We start from the raw sequence: 18,243 nt of genomic DNA, 5'->3' as shown, positions 1-18,243 counted from the left end.
TAAAAGCGTGTCATGAACCATTTCGACTATCGCAACGGCGTGCTGCATGCCGAGGCGGTCAATCTCATTGGACTGGCGGAGGCCGTCGGCACGCCGTTCTATTGCTATTCGACCGCGACGCTGGAGCGGCACTACCGCGTCTTCACCGAGGCCTTTGCCGGTGAGAGGGCGCTGGTCTGCTACGCGATGAAGGCCAATTCCAACCAGTCGGTGCTGCGCACGCTGGCCAAGCTCGGCGCCGGCGCCGACGTGGTGTCCGGCGGTGAGCTGAAGCGGGCGCTCGCGGCCGGCATACCGCCGTCGAAGATCCTGTTCTCCGGCGTCGGCAAGACCGAGGGCGAGCTGCGTGCCGCGCTCGCCGCCGACATCCTCTGCATCAATATCGAGTCCGAGCCCGAGCTCGAGATGCTGTCGCGCCTTGCGGTCGAGATGAAGACGACCGCGCGCATCTCGGTGCGGGTCAATCCCGACGTCGATGCCGGCACCCACGCCAAGATCTCAACCGGCAAGTCGGAGAACAAGTTCGGCATTCCGATCGCGCGCGCCCGCGAGGTCTATGCCCGCGCGGCGAAGCTGCCGGGCATCAAGGTGACCGGCACCGACGTACATATCGGCAGCCAGATCACCGATCTCGGCCCGCTGGAGGCCGCATTTCGGCTGCTCGCCGAATTCGTGCAGACGCTGCGCGCCGACGGCCACGACATCTCGCATGTCGATTTCGGCGGCGGCCTCGGCATTCCCTACTACATGGACCGCGCTGCCCCGCCGGCGCCGGCGGCCTATGCCGCTATGGTTAAGCGCGTCACGCATAATCTCGGCTGCACGCTGATGTTCGAGCCGGGCCGGCTGATCGTCGGCAATGCCGGCATCCTCGTCAGCCGCGTGATCCATGTGAAGCCGGGCGATGCCAAGAACTTCGTGATCATCGACGCAGCGATGAACGACCTGATCCGGCCGACGCTGTATGAAGCGCATCACGATATCCTGCCGGTGCGCCAGCCTGCGCAGGGCACACCGACCATGGTCGCCGACGTGGTCGGCCCGGTCTGCGAGACCGGCGACTATCTCGCGCTCGACCGTTCGCTGCCGCAGCCGAAGGCCGGCGATCTCCTGGCGATCATGACCGCCGGCGCCTATGGCGCGGTGCAGGCCGGCACCTACAACACGCGGGCACTGGTGCCGGAAGTGCTGGTCAAGGACGACCAGTACGCCGTGGTCCGCCCACGCATCGACGTCGACGCGCTGATCGCGATGGACAAGCCCGCGCCCTGGCTGTGATGGCCGGCGTCGCGCCTCACTAAAACGGTGTCGTCCCTGCGAAAGCAGGGACCCATAACCACCGCTCTCGATTGTCGTGCTGAGCTGGGGCCTCAGCTCAGCCAAGCCACGAAAGCCTGTGGTTATGGGTCCCGGGTCGCGCTTCGCTTGCCCGGGACGACGGCGTTATCTTGTCGACGGCGCTTACTTCGCGGCGTGACTGCCGCCCTTGCCGCCGCCGACGATCACGCCCGCGGCCTTCTCGATCGGCTTGATCGCGGCGGTGAAATCCGAGTCCGGTCCCTCGTCGCGGATGATGACTTCCCAGAGCCGGCCGACCGCTTCGGCGACTTCCATCGACAGCCCGAGCGAGCGCATTTCCTCGACCGCGAGCCGCACGTCCTTCACCATCAGGCCGGTGGCGAACCCGAAGTCGAAGCTGCGCGGCAGCACCGAACGCGGAAACTTGTCGCGGCTCGCGGTGTTCATCCCCGAGCCTGCGTTGATCACGTCGATCATCACCGCCGGATCGAGCCCGGACTTGACGCCCATCACGACGGCTTCCGAAGTCGCGACCATCGCGGTCGCCGACAGGAAATTGTTGGCGAGCTTCATGGTCTGGCCGGAGCCCGGCTTGATGCCGATGAAGAACACCTTGCCGATGACGTCGAGCGCGGCTTTCACCAGCTCGAAATCGGCGCGCGGGCCCGACACCATCACCGCCAGCGTACCCTTCTCGGCGCCGGAGACGCCGCCGGAGACCGGGCTGTCGATCTGCACGATGTTCTTCTTCGCCAGCAGGTCGTGGATCTTCACCGCCATCTGCGAGCCGACGGTGGAGAGATCGATGAAGCGCCTGACGCGCTTGCCCTCGATCACGCCGCCGGCGCCGGTCGCGACCTCGAGCGAGGCCTGCAGCGAGGGCAGGCTCGCCATCACGGTCTCGACGCGGTCGGCGATGTCCTTCGGTGACGTTGCCGTTGCGGCGCCGAGCGCAACCAGCCTGTCGAGTGCCTCCTTGCTCGTGTCGAACACGGTGAGCCTGTGGCCGGCCTCGATCAGCCGGCGCGCCATCGGGAAGCCCATCTTCCCGAGGCCGATGAATCCGATTTCCATATGTCGTTTCCTCTACGTCCCTATGTGCCGAGCCGCGCGCCCCACGTTCGATGTGGTCCCGGCTTCGCCGGGACGACGATGCGGAGGCGGCGTGCGCCTCACGCCTTGCTGTCGAGCTCGGCGAACACCTCGCGCGCGATGCGGAAGCTGTCGACGCCGGCCGGGATGCCGGCATAGATCGAGACTTGCATGAAGATCTCGCGGATCTCGTCGCGCGACACGCCGTTGGTCAGCGCGCCCTTGATGTGCGCCTTCAGTTCGTGCGGCCGGTTCAGGATCGAGATCATGGCGAGGTTGAGCATGCTGCGCGTCTTGCGCGGCAATTCCTCGCGCCCCCAGACCGCGCCCCAGCAATATTCCGTGACCAGTTCCTGGAACGGCTTGTTGAAGCTGTCCGAATTCTTCAGCGCATTGTTGACATAGGCCTCGCCGAGCACCGCCTTGCGGATTTCGAGCCCCTTGTCGTGCGTCTTCTGGTCCATGTCGTTTCCTCATGCGTTAAGGCGTTGGTTCGGCCGGGACGTTACGGGGTCGAACCGCCGCAGTCACGCCTTCGTGTTATGCGTATTTCCCGGTGTGGGTTACGTCGCGGAACGGGTGCCTCAAAGCCGCCGCTGTGCTAGGCTGACCTGCCGGCTACCCGGAGATCTTATTGAGCGGAGCCAACATCGACCCGTCTGAGAACCCGTCACGCGCCGTCAACGACAGCGATGCGGACGCGCGGCTGAAGCTGACGCAATTGAAGCTGGCCGAGGCTCTGCAGCGGGCAAAGTTCGCGATTGCGTGGGAACGGGCGTGGCCGCATCTGGCGCGGTTCCTGACGGTCGCCGGCCTGTTCCTGGTCGCTTCCTGGGCCGGGCTGTGGCTGGTGCTGCCGTTTGCAGCACGCGTGGCCGGCGCCGGCCTGTTCGGTATTGCCGCGCTCGTGGCGCTGTTGCCGCTGCTGCGCTTCCGCTGGCCGAGCCGCGAGGAGGGCCTGAGCCGGCTCGACCGCGGCGCCGGCGTCCGCCATCGCCCGGCGACCACGCTCTCCGACACGCTCACCAACAAGGATCCGTTCGCGCTGGCGCTTTGGCAGGCGCAGCGCGAGCGCACGCTGGCCTCGATCAAGCGCATCCGCGCCGGCCTGCCGCGGCCGCGGGTCTCGCTGCACGATCCGTGGGCGCTGCGCGCGCTGGTGATCGTGATGCTGGTCGCGACCTATGTCGCCGCCGGTGACGAGCGCGGCCTGCGGGTCGCCTCCGCGTTCGACTGGAACGGCATCATGGCGCCGGCCAATGTCCGGGTCGACGCCTGGGTAACGCCGCCGAACTACACCGGCAAGCCGCCGATCATCCTGTCCAACGCCAACAAGGACGCCAACGCGGCCGACTCGACCCCGCTCGCGGTTCCGGCCGGCAGCACGCTGCTGGTGCGCTCCAGCGGCGGCACCATCGACGTCGTGGTCGGCGGCGGCGTCGCCGAGGTCGCGCCGGAGGGGCAGGCGCCCAAGGGCACCAATGAGCGGCATTTCAAGATCACCGGCGACGGCACCGCGCATGTTCGCGCCCCGGCCGGCCAGCCGCAGTGGAAATTCACCGCGACGCCGGACCGCCCGCCGTCGATTGCGCTCGCCAAGGACCCGGAGCGGCAGGCGCGGGGCGCCTTGCAGATGTCCTACAGGCTCGAGGACGATTACGGCGTCACCGAAGCCAGCGCGCAGTTCGCGCCGCGGCCGGCCGATGCGCCCAAGGAAGCGTCAAAGGATGCCGACGGCAAGGCGGCGCAGCCGCGTCCGCTGTTCGAGCCGCCGCAATTTCCGCTGGTGCTGCCGAATGCGCGCACCCGCAATGGCGTCGGCCAGACCGTCAAGGATCTCAGCGAAGATCCTTACGCCGGCGCCGACGTGACGCTGACGCTGACCGCCAAGGACGAGGCCGGCAATGAGGGCAGGAGCGAGCCCTTCAACATGCGGCTGCCCGAGCGGCTGTTCACCAAGCCCCTGGCGCGCGCGCTGATCGAGCAGCGCCGTATCCTGGCGCTCGATGCGAACCAGAACGGCCAGGTCTACGTCGCGCTCGACGCGCTGATGATCGCGCCGGAAATGTTCATGCCGGAAACCGGCTATTACCTCGGCCTCCATACCGTGAGCCGCCAGCTCGAGGCGGCGCGCACCGACGACCAGTTGCGCGAGGTCGTCGCCAGCCTATGGGCGCTCGCCGTTACCATCGAGGATGGCAACATCAGTGACGTCGACAAGGCGCTGCGCGCGGCGCAGGACGCGCTCAAGCAGGCGCTGGAGCGCGGCGCGAGCGACGAGGAGATCAAGAAGCTCACCGACAATCTGCGCGCGGCGCTGGACAATTTCCTGCGCCAGATGGTCGAGCAGTTCCGCAACAATCCGCAGCAGCTCGCCCGCCCTCTCGATCCCAATGCCAAGGTGCTGAGCCAGCAGGATCTCAAGAACATGCTCGATCGCATGGAGCGGCTGTCGCGCTCCGGCGACAAGGATGCGGCGCGGCAGCTACTTGAGCAGATGCAGCAGATGCTGGAAAACCTGCAGATGGCGCAGCCCAATCAGGGCGACGACGACATGCAGCAGTCGCTCAACGAGCTCGGCGACATGATCCGCAAGCAGCAGCAGTTGCGCGACAAGACCTTCAAGCAGGGCCAGGACTCCCGTCGCGACCGGATGCGCGGCAAGCAGGGCGACCAGTCGATGGGCGACCTGCAGCAGGATCAGCAGGCGCTGCGCGATCGTCTGAAGAAGCTGCAGGAAGAGCTCGCCAAGCGCGGCATGGGACCGGAGCAGCGCGGCCAGAAGGGCCAGAAGGGGCAAGGCCAGAAGGGCGACCAGGCCCAGCAGGGCGACCAGGGCGGCGATCAGGGTGATGACGGCGACGGGCTCGACCAGGCAGATTCCGCGATGGGCGATGCCTCCGGGCGGCTCGGCGAGGGCAATGCCGACGGTGCAGTGGATTCGCAAGGCCGCGCGCTGGATGCGCTGCGCAAGGGCGCGCAGAGCCTCGCCGACGCGATGCAGCAGGGCGACGGCGATCAGCCTGGCGACGGCCCGGGCAACCGCGCCGGCCGCCAGCAGAGCGGCGGCAACCAGACCGATCCGCTCGGCCGGCCGCTGCACGGCCGCGAATTCGGCGACGACTACACGGTGAAGATCCCCGGCGAGATCGACGTCCAGCGCGTCCGCCGCATCCTCGAAGAGCTGCGCCGCCGCCTCGCCGATCCGTCACGCCCGCAGTTCGAGCTCGACTACATCGAGCGGCTGTTGAAGGATTATTGAGGCTCAATTGTCATTGCGAGGAGCTCGCGACAAAATTGCAAAGCAATTTTACGCTGAAGCGACGAAGCAAACCATGCTTCCGCCTGCGTTGAACCATGGATTGCTTCGGTTCGCTCGCAATGACGGAGGCGAAGGCTCCGCGCCCTCTACTGTCATCGCCCGGCTCGACCGGGCGATCCAGTATTCCAGAGGCGCCAGCGATGGAATCGAGAGGGCCGCGGCGTACTGGATGCCCCCTTTCGCGGGGCATGACACGGAATGTGAGGCAAGTTGCTTCGCCCCGCAATGACGCCCTAGCTCGCCTTCCTCGCCGCCAGCGCGTCCGCCACCGCGGTGCGGATATCGGCAACCGAGAACGGTTTGGTCACCACGTCATGCACGATCGCTTCGAGGCCTGAGGCGCGCTCGCGCTGGTGGGCGAAGCCGGTCATCAGCAGGATCTTCAACTCCGGAAAGTCGCGCGCCGCGGTCAGCGCCAGCGCGATGCCGTCCATCACGGGCATCTGGATGTCGGTGAGCAGCAGGTCGAACGCGCCCTCGTCGCGCGTCAGCATCTCCAGCGCCTCGGCGCCGTCCTGCGCGGTCACGGTCTCGTGGCCGTCCATGGCGATGGCGCGGGCCACCAGCGAGCGCATCGAGTCTTCGTCGTCGGCGATCAGAACACGCGTCATGGCGATGGTCGGTTTCCGAAAGTGGTGGCCGTCAGCCTCAGGCGCGGCCGCCGGTGAGGTCATACTTGTTGAAGAAGCGTACGTCGATATTGCGGCCTTCGGGCGGCGGCGAGGCGAGGCGCGACTTGAAGAAGGCGCGCTCGCCGGGATTGAGCACCGGCTGCTCCAGCACCGCATTCCAGGCATAGATTTCGGCGCCCTGGGCGTCGCGGACCGAGAAGCGCAGCCGCGGCAGTTCGACCGGCTTCCTGGTCTGGCCGACGATCATGCCCTCGATCACCAGCACCGGCTTGCCGTCCACGGTCTCGTTGGTGATCTTGAGGTCCTTGAAGGCGAGGCCGCGCAAATTCACGTCGAGCCCGACCATCTTGTAGAACAGCGCGGTCTGCGGCAGCAGCCGCACCACGTCGTTGCGCCAGACGAACAGCGCAATGATCAGCGCGCCCATCGCGGCGCAGGTGGTCGGCAGGGCGCCGATCACCGGCATGAAGGGTATCCGGGGCAGCGAAGGCAGGCGTAACAGCCGGGGAAGCCGCGGCAGGCGGAAGCGGCGCTTTCCGGCGGTGTCCTGGGTGCCGGCATGGGCGGCGGCATCCGCCTCGGCCACCGCCGGCCATTCCGTGGCGGCGTCCTCGGTGGGCAAATCGGCCGAAATCGAGGGGCTTTCGACCATCGGGGTCGTGTCAGCCTCCTCGCGGCCCATCGCGTCCCATTCGGCGGCGAGATTGGAGCCGGCGGCCTCATAGGCCAAGGTCGGCGCGGTCGCCCCGATCGCGTCCTCCGGACGGGCCAGCCAGACCTCGCGGCAGCGGGAACAACGGACCGTGCGTCCGGCCTCACCCAGGGTGGCCGGATTGATGGCGTAGGATGTTGTACAATGCGGGCAAACGATATGCATATGGAGCCGAATCTCGACCGTGTGGTATGCCCGGATGCTACTGAGCGACCGTTAACGAATCGGAAACCATAACCGACGCACAAGCTTTCTGTGCGGTTCGCGGCCGCTCGGCGGGCCGCCAGTATTGGGTATTGGGCCACAGGCCCTCTCGAACGGAGCTAGCGCATTGGTTCGGTTCGAAAATGTCGGTCTGCGCTACGGGCTCGGCCCGGAGATTTTGCGCGACCTCTCCTTCATGATCCCGGCGCATTCGTTCCAGTTCCTCACCGGGCCGTCCGGCGCGGGCAAGACCTCGCTGCTGCGGCTGCTGTTCCTGTCGCTGCGGCCGACCCGCGGGTTGGTCAATTTGTTCGGCAAGGACGTCTCCCTGCTGAGCAAGGACCAGGTCGCCGACCTGCGCAAGCGCATCGGCATCGTGCTGCAGGATTTCCGCCTGCTCGACCATATGACGACCTACGAGAACGTCGCGCTGCCGTTCCGGGTGATGGGCCGCGAGGAATCGACCTATCGCCGCGAGGTGATCGACCTCCTGAAATGGGTCGGCCTCGGCGAGCGCATGGATGCGCTGCCACCGATCCTGTCGGGCGGCGAGAAGCAGCGCGCGGCGATCGCGCGCGCGGTGATCTCGCGGCCGCAATTGCTGCTGGCGGACGAGCCGACCGGCAGCGTCGATCCGACGCTCGGACGCCGCCTGTTGCGGTTGTTCATCGAGCTCAACAAATCCGGCACCGCGGTTATCATCGCGACCCACGACATTACATTGATGGATCAATACGAGGCGCGGCGGCTGGTGCTGCATCAGGGACGGCTGCACATCTATGAGTAGGAGCGGCGACGAGAAAGTGTCGTTGGTCGATCTCGGGCGCGAGCGTCCGCAGGTCCCGGCCACCGCGCGCAACATGTCGCCGATCGTGCCGCGCGCCTCGATCTCGGGCCGCGCGCTGGTCGCGGTGGTCGCGATCATGACCTTCCTCGCCTCGCTGACGACAGGCACCGTGCTGCTGGTCAGCGCGTCGGCGGCCGAATGGCAGTCCGAAGTGTCGAGCGAGATCACCATCCAGGTGCGCCCCTCGCCGGGCCGCGACCTCGACCGCGACGCGCAGGCCGCGGTGGAGGCGATGCGGGCGCAGCCCGGCATTCTCGAGGTCCGTCCGTTCAGCAAGGAGGAATCCGCCAAGCTGCTGGAGCCCTGGCTCGGCAGCGGGCTCTCGATCGACGAACTGCCGGTGCCGCGCGTGATCGTGGCGCGGGTGCAGCCCGGCACCACGCTCGATCTCGCCGGCTTGCGCGCGCGGGTGACGCAGGTCGCGCCGACCGCCAGCGTCGACGATCACCGCGCCTGGATCGAGCGCATGCGCTCGATGACCGGCGCCACGGTGTTTGCCGGCGTCGGCATCCTGATCCTCGTGATCATCGCCACCATCATCTCGGTGTCGTTCGCGACCCGCGGCGCGATGGCGTCCAACCGTCCGATCGTCGAGGTGCTGCATTTCGTCGGCGCCGGCGACAGCTTCATCGCCAACCGCTTCCCTGCGGCATTTCCTCCGGCTCGGTCTCGAGGGCGGGCTGATCGGCGGCGGCGCGGCGATGCTTGCGTTCGGCTTCTCCGAGTCGATCGCCAACTGGTTCTCCGGCACGCCGGTGGGCGACCAGTTCGCGGCTCTGCTCGGCACGTTCTCGCTGCGTCCGTCGGGCTACCTCGTCCTGGCGTTGCAGGCGGTGCTGATCGCGGCGATCACCGCATGGGCGTCGCGGCGCACCCTGTTCGCCACGCTCGACGACATCGACTGACGGCCCGCGGCGTCGCAATCATGGGGCCGGTTTCGTGATCGCGTGTCGCCGCCGGAGTGTGATTTCGCGCGCATCAGCGCCGGCCTGGCCGGGCAAAACCGGTTTCCACTTTTCCGGATCATGCTCTAAAATCCCCGGGGGGAAGGATATCAGCATCACATGAGTTTGCAGCCCGACGATACGTCGCCGAAAGGCCATGCCGCGCAGGCGCGCGGCTGGCTGCGCGTCGTCATCGTCGTGCCGCTGGCGCTTGCCTTCATTGCCGCCGCGGTCGGCTTCATCGGCTTCCTGTCGCAATTGCGCGGCGTCGAGACCGATCCGCCGCACAATGCCGACGGCATCGTGGTGCTGACCGGCGGCTCGTCGCGGGTGTCCGACGCCATGGAGCTGTTGGCGGCGGGCTACGGCAAGCGCCTCCTGATCTCCGGCGTGCATCCGACCAACGACGCCAATGACATTTCCCGCTCGGTGCCGGACAGCCAGGGGCTGATGCGATGCTGCGTCGATCTCGACCGCTCGGCGGTCAACACCCGCAGCAATGCGGCGGAGACGCGGCGCTGGGCGCACGAACGCGGCTTCAAGTCGCTGATCGTGGTCACCTCGAACTACCACATGCCGAGGGCGATCGTGGAACTGTCACATGCGATGCCCGATATCACGCTGATCCCGTTCGCGGTCGTCGGCGACAAATGGCGCGACGAGCCGTGGTGGACGAGTGGCGGAACGTTCCGTCTCTTGCTATCGGAATACGCCAAATATGTCGCTGCGGAGATGCGGGTGCGGCTGGCCGATATCGGCCTCGACCTGACCTCCGATCTCGCCGAGCAGCCGGCAGCTACGCCGCGCCGCCCGGCAACGGCGCAGGCGAACAAGGACTGAAATGATTTTCCTGCGCTCGCTGATCTTCAACGTGCTGTTCTATCTGGTGCTGGTGCTGCTCTGCATCGTCGCGCTGCCGGCGCTGCTGCTGCCGCGCGGCGCGATGATGGCGATCGAGGCCGCGTGGGCCAACACCAGCCTGTTCCTGATGCGCGTGATCTGCAACATCCGGATCGAGTTCCGCGGCATCGAGAAGATTCCGCAGGGCCCGCTGATCGTCGCTTCCAAGCACCAGTCGTTCTGGGAGACGTTCGCGCTGGTGCGCTTCTTCGAGCACCCCCTGTTCATCCTCAAGCGCGAGCTGATGATGATCCCGGTGTTCGGCTGGTACCTCAAGAAGGTCGGCATGATCTCGGTCGAGCGCGGCGGCGGCCCGCGCTCGCTGATCAAGACGCTGAAGCGTGCGGCTGCGGAGGTGAAGCTCGGCCGCCAGCTCGTGATCTTTCCGGAAGGCACCCGCACCGCGCCCGGCGCCGCGCCGAACTACAAGGCCGGCGTCGCGCAGATCTATGCCGAGAGCGGCGTGCCGTGCCTGCCGATCGCGCTCAATTCCGGGCTGTTCTGGCCGCGCCGCACCTTCATGCGCTATCCCGGCACGCTGGTGGTCGAATTCCTCGATCCGTTGCCGCCCGGCCTGCCGCGCGACGAGTTCATGACCCGCCTGCGCGACCAGATCGAAACCGCCACCACCCGCATCGTCGACGCCGGCCGCGCCGAGCAGGCGCAACTGTTCGGCGGGGTGCCGGGCGAGGCAAGGGGGTAGGGCCGATCTCGTTCACGCTCGGCCTCCCGTCGCACAGAATCGCGGGGGCATGCATCAGCGAACCAGATCATCGCCGATCGAGCGTCGAAAGCCGATAGTCATTGGTCCGATCAAGGCGGGAGATAAAGACAGCGTATTCGCCCGGACACGGACGCGCATGGATTTACCGCAATTTTTGCCGGATGCGCTGAAACGTGTATCTTTCGCCTCGAGCGTTGCCGTTCGTGTGGACGAAGGGGAAGCCAGCCATGGAGCTCAACGGAAAAGTTGCTTTGGTCACCGGCGGCTCCGGTGGAATCGGAGAGGCGATAGCCAAGGCTCTCGCCGCCGCCGGCGCGGACGTTGCCGTTTCCTACGTGGCGGAAACGGCGCGCGCGGGTGAACTGGTCGACGCGCTTCGGAAAGCTGGCCGGCGCAGTCACGCAGTACAGCTTGATCAGCGCGATCCTCAATCGATCGATGCGTGTGTCAAAGCCGTGACCGGCCACTTTGGTCGGTTGGATATCCTGATCAACAACGCTGCCTGGAACGTCGGCATCCCGTTCAAGGAACTCGACGCCTTGACGCCCGAGATCTGGGATCGGATCCTTGAAACGAATCTTCGCGGACCATTTCTGCTGGCGCGCGGCTTTGCCTCCGAGCTTCGGCGGTACAAGGCCGGTCGCGTCGTCAACATTGCCTCAATCGCCGGGGTTGCACCAGGCGGCAGCAGTATCGCCTACGCGGTCGGCAAGGCGGCATTGATCCACCTCACCCATTGCCTGGCAGTCACGCTGTCGCCCGAAGTGACCGTCAATTGTGTTGCCCCCGGCCTGGTTGAAGGAACGCGCATGGCGGAGCGCGTGCCCGAAGCCATGCGGCAAACGGCGCGCGCCCAGTCAGTCCTTGGACGAACCGGAAGCGCCGATGACATCGCCCAGCTTGTGGTGGCCTATTGCCGAATGGACAGCGTGACGGGGCAGACGATTGTCGTGGACGGCGGCAATCCGATGGCGATGCATTAGCGGCAGCGGCGCGTCAGCCCGGTTCACCTTTCCGCCATCAGGGAAAGGTGAACCAAAGATCTGAGCCCTCCTCACCGCATCACGAACGGATTCGCCGGCACGTCCGTCGCGGTCGAGATCCAGACGCTCTTGGTCTCCTGATATTCGCGCACCGCGTCGATACCGCTCTCGCGGCCGACGCCGGAGAACTTCATGCCGCCGAACGGCATCATATAGCTGATGGCGCGGTAGGTGTTCACCCACACCGTGCCGGCGCGGAGCTGCTTCGGTACGCGGATGGCGCGGGCGAGGTCCTTGGTCCAGATGCCGGCGGCAAGGCCGTAGATCGTGTCGTTGGCGATGCGGATGGCGTCTTCCTCGGTGTCGAAGGAGATGATCGACAGCACCGGGCCGAACACCTCCTCGCGCGCGATCCGCATGGTGTTGTCGACATCGGTGAAGATGGTCGGCTCGACGAACTGGCCGCCCTTGATGCCGTCGCCGGTGGCCGGCTTGCCGCCGAGCAGGCAGCGCGCGCCTTCCGCCTTCGCGATATCGATGTAATCGAGCACTTTCTTGTACTGCGCCGGCGTCGTGATCGGGCCGACATTGGTGTCGGCTTGCATGGGATCGCCGATCTTGGCGGATTTCGCCAGCTCCAGCACGCGCGCGACGAACTTCTCCTTGATCGAGCTCTGCACCAGAAGGCGCGAACCGGCGATGCAGGTCTGCCCCGTCGCGGCGAAGATGCCGGAGATCGCGCCGGCCGCGGCCGCCGTGAGGTCCGCATCCTCGAACACGATGTTCGGCGACTTGCCGCCGAGCTCGAGCGAGACGCGTTTGAGGCTCTTGGCCGCGGTCTCGTAGACCTTTGCGCCTGTTGTGTCCGATCCGGTGAAGGTGATCTTGGCGACGCCGGGATGCGAGATCAGCGCGGAGCCCGCCTCGGGCCCGAAGCCGGTCACCACGTTGAAGATGCCGTCGGGAATTCCGGCCTCCTTGGTGAGGGCCGCGAATTCCAGCGTGCTGGCCGAGGTGAATTCCGAGGGCTTGACGACCACGGCGCAGCCGGCTGCGAGCGCGGCGGCGCATTTCCAGGCGACGAACAGCAGCGGCGAATTCCAGGCGGTCAGCGCTGCGACGACGCCGACCGGCTCATGCGTCGTGTAGGCGAAGGTGTCCGCCTTGTCGATCGGCACCAGGCCGCCCTCGAGCTTGTCGACCAGGCCGCCGAAATACCACCACCACTCCGGATGGTAGCGGAGCTGGCCCAGCATCTCGGCCATCAGCTTGCCGTTGTCGCGCACCTCGATCTCGGCGAGGCGCTCGGCGTTGGCCGCGACCAGGTCGCCGAGCTTGCGCATCACCTTGCCACGGGCGGAGGCGGTCATCTTCGCCCACGGTCCGCGCCACATCGCCTCGTTGGCGGCCTTCACCGCCTTGTCGGCGTCGGCGGCCGTACCGCGCGGGATTTTGGCCCAGGCTTCGCCGCGATAGGGATCGATCGTCTCGAACCACTCGCCATTGGCGGGGTCGACATACTGGCCATTGATGTAGAGCTGATAGGTTTTCACGAGATCCTCCCGCAAGGCGATGGTTCTGGTTGGCGAAACGGTATCACGCTTTGCGCGACGCCGTCATAACGCAGCTGCGGGAATGGGTTGCAGACCGTGTGGGCCGGTATCAGCCGTGCGGCGCGGCAAGCTCGGCTGCGATGATCGCGCCGAGCGCCATGTCGCTCTGCTGCCCGAAACCGTGATGCACGATGTTGCCGTCGCGGTCGATCAGGATGCTGGTTGGAGTTCCCTGCATGCCGTAGCGCTGCATGGTGACCGGGATCGGCGTGCCGTCGCCGGCCTCGTCGACGCCGATCGGAAAGGTCAGCCGGTACTCGTGGATGAAGGCTTCCAACGATACCTCCGTCATCGCCGCATGGTGCTCGAACACAGTGTGCAGCCCGATCACTTGCAGGTCTGAATGCTTGAACAGCTCGAATGCGCGCTGTGTCTGCGGCGTGCCGTGCGAGACGCAGCCGGGACACAGCATCTGGAATGCGTGCAGCAGAACCGGTCGGCCCCGCAGCCCGGCCAGGCTCAGGGGCTCGCTGGTGTTGAACCAGCGCGACGCGGCGATTTCGGGTGCTGGAGTCACAATGTCAGTTCCTTGCGCTGGGCCTTTCGGCAAATTGGCAAGGCGGGACAAGGTCTGTCAACGACCCCAGAGCACGATCCGGCAAAGTGCGAAGCAGTCGCCCCCCGCGACAAACGCGGAAGCGTTTGCGGCGGAGATCACGCTCGGACAAGAAGCTAACGCGCGATGACGATCCAATCTGAGCTAATAAATCCGGGAGGTCCGCCTTGGGAGGTAACGCTGACAGGCGGTCGCCGAGATGCCCTCTTGTGACCCGCAAGAGACATAGGCGACTCCCAATTGCTGCTGCGCAAAATAGACCATTGAGCATATTTCGCCGGTCGCATTTCCCTGCTGTAATCAAGGTAGCTGCAAGCCGCTGGTGTGGTTTCGAGCCACAGGGAGGCGATGCGGCGACTTTCATTGCAGGAGACCATGGTTGCGCGCTGATTTTTTGTCGGCGTCCCCTTAAGGGAGATCAGTCATGAGAACCTTACTAGCGAGCGCTGGCTTAGCGCTGTTGGCCTTGGCAACGGAACCAGGCGTCAGCGCCCAGGAGGCCCCTGATTATTTCAAACAGACACTTCCTGACCAGGCACTGAAGCAGCATTGGGACCTACAGTTGGCCTTGATGAATCCCAAGGGGGCTTTGGACGCGAAGACCAAGCAACTCATTGCCCTCGGCGTGGCAGCACAGATTCCCTGTGTCTATTGCGTTTACGGTCACACCAAATTGGCAAAGGCCGCTGGTGCGACCGATGCGCAAATAAAGGAGGCCGTCGCGACCGCCGCGCTGGTCCGTTTCAACAGCACGATGCTGCAAGGCGCGGGCTATGACATGCAGAAATTCCAACAGGAAGTTGATAGACTGTCCGCACCGAAATAGCCCTTGGTATTGTGCTGCATCTGCTGACGACGGCTATTGGCCTTTGGCAGACATCAACTCAGGCATAGCCGACGCCTGCTGTTCAGGGTAAGGCGGATCTCGCTACCCCGGACACGCGTGGCGGCTTTATGAGTGCACGGCTTGGTCAGGACGCGCTCGCCGCTGCTCGCCGAGCGCGGCGCGCGGCGCGGCGCCGCTGGGTCCAGAGCCTGGCGCGGTCGAGATAGAGATAGACCACCGGCGTGGTGTAGAGCGTGAGGATCTGGCTCAGGATCAGGCCGCCGAAGATCGCGATGCCGAGCGGCTGGCGCAGCTCGCTGCCTTCGCCGAGGCCGATCATCAGCGGCACCGCGCCGAACAGCGCGGCGAGCGTCGTCATCATGATCGGGCGGAAGCGCATGATGCAGGCCTGGTAGATCGCATCGCGCGACGACAATCCGCGCTGGCGCTCGGCGTCGAGCGCGAAGTCGATCATCATGATCGCGTTTTTCTTCACGATGCCGACCAGCAGGATCACCCCGATCATGCCGATGATGTCGAAGTCGGTATGCGACAGCATCAGCGCCGCCACCGCGCCGACGCCGGCCGAGGGCAGGGTGGAGAGGATGGTCAGCGGGTGGATGTAACTCTCGTAGAGCATGCCGAGCGAGATGTAGATCGTCGCGAGTGCTGCGAGAATCAAAAACAGCTCGTTCGCCAGCGCCTGCTGGAAGATCTTCGCGGAGCCCGCGAACCCGCCGGAAATGCCCGCCGGCATGCCGAGCGTGTGCATCGCGTTCTCGATCGTGGTGGTCGCGGTGCTGAGCGAGACGCCCGGCGGCAAATTGAACGAGATGGTGCTGGCGACCAGCAAATCCTGGTGGTTGACCGCAAGCGGCGTCTCGCCATGCTCGAAGCGGGCGACGCTCGACAGCGGGATCATCGTCTCCGCGCTGGTCGAGACCGCCGTTCCGGTCGAGGCGACGCCCTTGCCGCTGGCGCCGATCGAGTTGGTGGCCTGATTGCGCACCACACTGGCGGCGATCGAGTTGATCGGGCTCTTCTGCGACGACGAGGCCACCGTGCCGGCCACCGCATTGGTGCTCTGCGTGCCGCTCGCCGATCCGCCCGAGGTCGAGATGTAGACCTCCTTCAGGGTCTGCGGGTCCTGCGAAAAGCGCGGCGCGACCTCCATGATCACGTGATACTGGTTGCGCGCGACGAAGATGGTCGAGACCTGGCGCTGCCCGAACGCGTCATAGAGCGTGTTGTCGAGTTGGCTGACTGTGATCCCGAGCCGCGAGGCGGCGTCGCGATCGATCACCAGATTGGCTTGCAGCGCCTTGTTCTGCTGGTCGGTGTTGACGTCGGCGAGCGTCGGCTCCTTCTGCAAGGCGGCGACGAGCTTCGGCGTCCACTCGTTCAGTTGCTCGAAGGTCGAGCCCTTCAGCGTGTATTGATAGGCCGCATTGCCCGAGCGCCCGCCGGCGCCGAGATCGCCGATCGATTGCAGGAACAGGGTGGCGCCCGCCACCTTTGCCAGCGGGTCGCGCAGCCGCTCGATCACCTTGTCGGCGCGCAGCTTGCGGTCGTCCATCGGCTTCAGCGAGGCGAACACGGTGCCGGTGTTCGTGCCGCCCGGACCCACGCCGCCGCCGCCGGTGAAGCCGACGGCGGTATCGACCGCCGGATCTGATTTCACGATGTCGATGAACTGCGTCAGCTTCTGCTGCATCAGCTGGAACGAGGTGCTCTGGTCGGCCTGGATCGAGCCGATCAACAGCCCGGTATCCTGTTGCGGAACGAAGCCCTTGGGCACCACCGTGTAGAGATGGACGTTCAGATAGAGCGTGCAGCCCAGGATCAGCATCACCAGCAGCGGATGCCGCAGCGCGAGGCCGAGCGTGGCGCGGTAGCCGCTCAGCATCAGCTCGAAGACGCGCTCGTTGATCCGGTAGATCCAGCCGTGCGACTGGCCTTCCTCCTTGCGCAGCACCACCGCGCACATCATCGGCGTCGTCGTCAGCGAGACCACCAGTGAGATCACGATCGCGATTGTGATCGTCATGGCGAATTCGCGAAACAGGCGGCCGACCAGGCCGCCCATCAGCAGGATCGGCACGAACACCGCGATCAGCGACACGCTCATCGACAGCACGGTGAAGCCGACCTCGCGGGTGCCGACCAGCGTCGCCTCGAGCCGCGACAGCCCGGCATCCATGTGGCGGGTGATGTTTTCCAGCACCACGATGGCGTCGTCGACCACGAATCCGGTCGCAACCGTCAGCGCCATCAGCGAGAAGATGTCGAGCGTGTAGCCGAGCAGATACATCACGGCGAAGGTCGCGATCAGCGATACGCCGACCGCCACCACAGGCACCAGCGTGGCGCGGGCGTTGCGCAGGAACGCGAACACGACCAGGATGACCAGGGCGACCGCGATCAGCAGCGTGATCTCGACATCGTGCAGCGAGGCCCGGATCGTCTTCGAACGGTCCATCGCCAGCGTGATGTCGATCGCGGGCGAGACCGAGGCCTTGAGCTGCGGCATCAGCCCCTTCACGCTGTCGACCATCTTGATGATGTTGGCGCCCGACTGCCGGTACACGATCATCACGACGGCGGGCTTGCCGTTGGAAAGGCCGAGCGTGCGCACATTCTCCACGGAATCGATGACGTCGCCGACGTCGGTCAGGCGCACCGCCGCGCCGTTGCGGTAGGCGACGACCAGCGGCTTGTAGTCGGCGGCCTTGCGGGCCTGGTCGTTGGCATAGATCTGGTAACGCTGGTCGCCGACGTCGATGCCACCCTTCGGACTGTGCGCGTTGGCGCTCGACAGGGCGGCGCGGACGTCCTCGAGCCCGATGCCGTATTTGTAGAGCGCCGGCGGGATCAGCTCGACGCGCACCGCGGGCAGCGAGCCGCCGCCGACCGAAACCTCGCCGACGCCCTCGACCTGCGACAGCTTCTGGGCCAGCACGGTCGAGGCGGCATCATAAAGCTCGGCCGGCGTCAGCGTGTCCGAGGTCAGGGTGTAGATCAGGATCGGCGCCGAGGCCGGGTTGAACTTGCGGTAGGTGGGGTTGGCGCGGAGGTTGGTCGGCAGGTCGGCGCGCGCCGCGTTGATCGCCGCCTGCACGTCGCGCGCGGCGCCATGGATGTCACGGTCGATGTCGAACTGCAGCGTGATGCGGGCGGAGCCGAGCGAGGACGTCGACGTCATTTCGGTGACGCTGGCGATCTGGCCGAGGTGGCGCTCGAGCGGGCTCGCCACGGTGGAAGCGACGTCGGCCGGGCTCGCGCCAGGCAGGGTCGCCTGCACCATGATGGTCGGGATGTCGACGTCGGGCAGCGGCGACACCGGCAGCTTGAAGAACGCAATGATGCCCGCCACCACCAGTCCAAGAGACAGCAGCGTGGTGCCGACCGGCCGGCGGATGAATGGGGCGGAGAGGTTCATTGCATCAGTGTCGATGTTCGCGGATGAGCTTCTATCCGTCCGTGCCGCGATGCAAAAGCCTAAATGTCACAGGCCGCCGCCATACACCCGCCGCGATTTGTCTTGCCGCAACAAATGCCGGACGGCGGCCATATTCTCGATCGCATCGTT

Annotated in this window: 14 protein-coding genes and 1 pseudogene; 8 read left to right on the top strand and 7 right to left on the bottom strand. The window is 65.9% G+C overall.

The genetic code is table 11. The features are described 5' to 3' along the window. The first annotated feature begins 12 nt into the window (after positions 1–12). The gene (lysA, locus tag ACVIGA_RS16445; protein ID WP_456667177.1) at positions 13–1,278 is read left to right on the top strand and encodes a diaminopimelate decarboxylase; all 1,266 of its coding nucleotides are present in this window, start codon (positions 13–15) and stop codon (positions 1,276–1,278) included. A gap of 183 nt (positions 1,279–1,461) precedes the next feature. Here the strand turns inward: lysA and ACVIGA_RS16440 are convergent, their stop codons facing one another. Then, positions 1,462–2,373, bottom strand: a complete 912-nt coding sequence (locus tag ACVIGA_RS16440; protein WP_456667176.1) for an NAD(P)-dependent oxidoreductase — start codon at positions 2,371–2,373, stop codon at positions 1,462–1,464. A 98-nt stretch (positions 2,374–2,471) separates the two neighbouring features. Beyond that, complete coding sequence (locus ACVIGA_RS16435; RefSeq protein ID WP_456667175.1) at positions 2,472–2,855, bottom strand: carboxymuconolactone decarboxylase family protein; 384 nt, start codon at positions 2,853–2,855, stop codon at positions 2,472–2,474. A gap of 170 nt (positions 2,856–3,025) precedes the next feature. Here ACVIGA_RS16435 and ACVIGA_RS16430 point away from each other — a divergent pair, with 170 nt between their 5' ends. Further along, complete coding sequence (locus tag ACVIGA_RS16430; RefSeq protein WP_456667174.1) at positions 3,026–5,653, top strand: TIGR02302 family protein; 2,628 nt, start codon at positions 3,026–3,028, stop codon at positions 5,651–5,653. Between the two features lie 293 nt (positions 5,654–5,946). Here ACVIGA_RS16430 and ACVIGA_RS16425 read toward each other — a convergent pair whose 3' ends face one another. Continuing rightward, positions 5,947–6,324: a response regulator gene (locus tag ACVIGA_RS16425; RefSeq protein WP_029079732.1), complete on the bottom strand. Its 378-nt coding sequence runs from the start codon at positions 6,322–6,324 to the stop codon at positions 5,947–5,949. A gap of 37 nt (positions 6,325–6,361) precedes the next feature. Continuing rightward, entirely contained in the window at positions 6,362–7,222 is an 861-nt protein-coding gene (locus tag ACVIGA_RS16420; RefSeq protein WP_456667173.1) for an MJ0042-type zinc finger domain-containing protein, read from the bottom strand. A 166-nt stretch (positions 7,223–7,388) separates the two neighbouring features. Here ACVIGA_RS16420 and ftsE point away from each other — a divergent pair, with 166 nt between their 5' ends. The 5 genes and pseudogenes from ftsE (at position 7,389) to ACVIGA_RS16395 (ending at position 11,659) form a co-directional block, all read left to right on the top strand. Then, on the top strand, positions 7,389–8,048 hold the full coding sequence (gene ftsE, locus ACVIGA_RS16415; protein WP_021079468.1) for a cell division ATP-binding protein FtsE: 660 nt from the start codon (positions 7,389–7,391) through the stop codon (positions 8,046–8,048). Then, positions 8,041–9,013, top strand: a pseudogene (locus ACVIGA_RS16410) (cell division protein FtsX). Before ftsE ends, ACVIGA_RS16410 begins: the two are co-directional and overlap by 8 nt. 159 nt (positions 9,014–9,172) lie before the next feature. Beyond that, complete coding sequence (locus ACVIGA_RS16405; RefSeq protein WP_456667172.1) at positions 9,173–9,892, top strand: YdcF family protein; 720 nt, start codon at positions 9,173–9,175, stop codon at positions 9,890–9,892. A 1-nt stretch (position 9,893) separates the two neighbouring features. Continuing rightward, positions 9,894–10,655, top strand: a complete 762-nt coding sequence (locus ACVIGA_RS16400) for a lysophospholipid acyltransferase family protein (RefSeq protein WP_456667171.1) — start codon at positions 9,894–9,896, stop codon at positions 10,653–10,655. A gap of 248 nt (positions 10,656–10,903) precedes the next feature. Then, the gene (locus tag ACVIGA_RS16395; RefSeq protein WP_456667170.1) at positions 10,904–11,659 is read left to right on the top strand and encodes an SDR family NAD(P)-dependent oxidoreductase; all 756 of its coding nucleotides are present in this window, start codon (positions 10,904–10,906) and stop codon (positions 11,657–11,659) included. Between the two features lie 71 nt (positions 11,660–11,730). Here ACVIGA_RS16395 and ACVIGA_RS16390 read toward each other — a convergent pair whose 3' ends face one another. Both ACVIGA_RS16390 and ACVIGA_RS16385 read right to left on the bottom strand, forming a co-directional pair. Beyond that, positions 11,731–13,212, bottom strand: coding sequence for an aldehyde dehydrogenase (locus ACVIGA_RS16390; protein ID WP_456667169.1), 1,482 nt, complete (start codon positions 13,210–13,212; stop codon positions 11,731–11,733). Positions 13,213–13,321: 109 nt separating this feature from the next. Continuing rightward, positions 13,322–13,789: a peroxiredoxin family protein gene (locus ACVIGA_RS16385; protein ID WP_456667168.1), complete on the bottom strand. Its 468-nt coding sequence runs from the start codon at positions 13,787–13,789 to the stop codon at positions 13,322–13,324. A gap of 463 nt (positions 13,790–14,252) precedes the next feature. On the opposite strand from ACVIGA_RS16385, the gene ACVIGA_RS16380 reads away from it, so the two are divergent. Beyond that, a complete protein-coding gene (locus ACVIGA_RS16380; protein ID WP_456667167.1) occupies positions 14,253–14,654 on the top strand; it encodes a carboxymuconolactone decarboxylase family protein in 402 nt (133 codons plus the stop codon). A gap of 145 nt (positions 14,655–14,799) precedes the next feature. Here the strand turns inward: ACVIGA_RS16380 and ACVIGA_RS16375 are convergent, their stop codons facing one another. Beyond that, positions 14,800–18,093, bottom strand: a complete 3,294-nt coding sequence (locus tag ACVIGA_RS16375; protein WP_456667166.1) for an efflux RND transporter permease subunit — start codon at positions 18,091–18,093, stop codon at positions 14,800–14,802. Positions 18,094–18,243 lie beyond the last annotated feature (150 nt).

The sequence above is a fragment of the Bradyrhizobium sp. USDA 3240 genome (assembly GCF_054063295.1).
The sequence above is the reverse complement of the archived record's forward strand: the minus strand, read 5'-3'. Positions and strand labels throughout refer to the sequence as shown.